At 59.9% G+C, this 1,530-nt stretch carries 1 protein-coding gene and 2 pseudogenes; 1 reads left to right on the forward strand and 2 read right to left on the reverse strand.

Annotated features, from left to right (window positions below):
* Positions 1–90 precede the first annotated feature (90 nt).
* Positions 91–261, forward strand: a pseudogene (locus tag HT737_RS21305) (DUF6124 family protein); the annotation flags it as partial.
* Between the two features lie 63 nt (positions 262–324).
* Here the strand turns inward: HT737_RS21305 and HT737_RS21310 are convergent.
* Together HT737_RS21310 and HT737_RS21315 are read right to left on the reverse strand one after the other, a co-directional pair.
* Positions 325–1,016, reverse strand: a pseudogene (locus tag HT737_RS21310) (DUF4197 domain-containing protein).
* 21 nt (positions 1,017–1,037) lie between these two features.
* Positions 1,038–1,436 carry a YbaY family lipoprotein gene (locus HT737_RS21315; RefSeq protein WP_047291842.1) on the reverse strand — a complete coding sequence of 133 codons (399 nt, stop codon included), beginning with the start codon at positions 1,434–1,436 and terminating at the stop codon, positions 1,038–1,040.
* Between the last annotated feature and the right edge of the window lie 94 nt (positions 1,437–1,530).

Below are 1,530 nucleotides of genomic sequence, written 5' to 3' on the forward strand. Positions count from 1 at the left end.
CGATCTTTTGATCCTGGCTTTTCAAAATCAAAAGCAAGATCAAAAAATCGCAGCCTTCGGCAGCTCCTACATTGAGTCAGGTTGTATTTAATGCTGGCCCATGCCTGTGAAACGCTGGCCTCGGCCAATGTCATGGCCAGTGAGTTGGCGTTTACCCTGAGCGGCTCGACGTGCAGTCAGCTTCTGGGCATTCAGCAGATGATTTCGCTCGCTGAGCTGTCGGTGAACCGCGTTCTCGATCAAGTCGATCCGCAAGGCTGACAAGCAATAAAAAGCCCGCCGACCTTCACAGGTTCAGCGGGCTTTTGCGTGCAGCGGCAAAAATTACAATGTGCCGAACACTTTCTTGGCAAGGCCAGTCGCCGCAGCCGCCGGGTTCTTGCGGATGGTTTCTTCCTGTTTGCCGATCATTTCGAACAGGCCGTTCAGTGCCTGCTCGGGTGACGTAGCTTTCGACGTTGGCGCTTTTCGCATCCACCACGCCCAAGGTCGCGGCCTGGCCGGCGAAGGCGTTGTACTTTTGCGCTACGCCGACTTTGTCGGTGGCTTGTTTGACGATGGGCAGGAACCTGGCGCGGATCTGTTCGCGGCTGGTTTTGTCCAGGTATTGGGTGGCCGAGTCGGTGCCGCCGCTGAGGATGCCTTTGGCGTCGGCCACGGTCATTTTTCTTCACGGCATCGACGAGGATCGGCTGGGCCTGGGTCACGGCGCTTTCGGCGGCCTTGTTCATGGCGGTTTCGAGTTCGTCGACCTGGGCGCCCATGCCGAAGGCTTTCATCTTGCCGGCGACTTTGCCGAGTTTGCCCGGCAGTTCGATTTTCACCTCCGGGTTGTTGCTGAAGCCGCCCGGGGTGCCGAGTTGTTTGACGGCGATTTGCGCGCCCTGGGTCAAGGCGTCCTTGAGGCCGCCGGTGGCGTCTTGTTGCGAGAGGTCGCTGAGCGACAGCGCCAGGGCGCTGGCAGAGATCATCAGGCCCGCGCACAGGCTGGCGAAGCGAAGGGTAGGGCGGAGCATGGCAGCTTCCTTGAAAGACAGTTAGCGAATGGCGTCGACGCGGATTTTCAGCGGCTGCGGATCATTACCGTCCAGTTGCACGGCGTGGTTCTCGGTGGTGATGAACATCAGCTCACCGTTGACCTCGATGCGCGCGCTGACCGAGTAGCGGTGGCCGGGTTTGACCTGGGCCGGATCGTAACTCAAGTGGAACGGCAGCGGCACCTGGCCTTTGACCGGGCCTTTCTGCTCGTCGAGGACCACCGCCGGAGCGTCGGCCAGCGATACGTCCTGCAAGCTCACGCTCAGTGTCGCGCTCGGTGGCAGGGCGATGCGTTGCAGGTAGAACACTTCACCGTCGAGACCGACCTTGCCGGCGGGTGTGGTTGATTGGCAGGCGCTGAGAAGGGTGGCGGCGGCGAGGGTCAACAGTTTTTTCATGGGTAGAGCTCCTTTCAATGTGGGAGCGAGCCTGCTCGCGAATGCGGTGATTCAGTCAATATTTCCAGTGACTGTCAGCCGTCTTCGCGAGCAG

This window comes from Pseudomonas sp. MD195_PC81_125 (assembly GCF_014060985.1).
GTDB classification, from domain to species: domain Bacteria; phylum Pseudomonadota; class Gammaproteobacteria; order Pseudomonadales; family Pseudomonadaceae; genus Aquipseudomonas; species Aquipseudomonas parakoreensis.

Coding starts and splice junctions, on each gene's coding strand:
- HT737_RS21315 (WP_047291842.1), bottom strand. CDS start 1,436: ATGAAAAAACTGTTGACCCTCGCCGCCGCCACCCTTCTCAGCGCCTGC.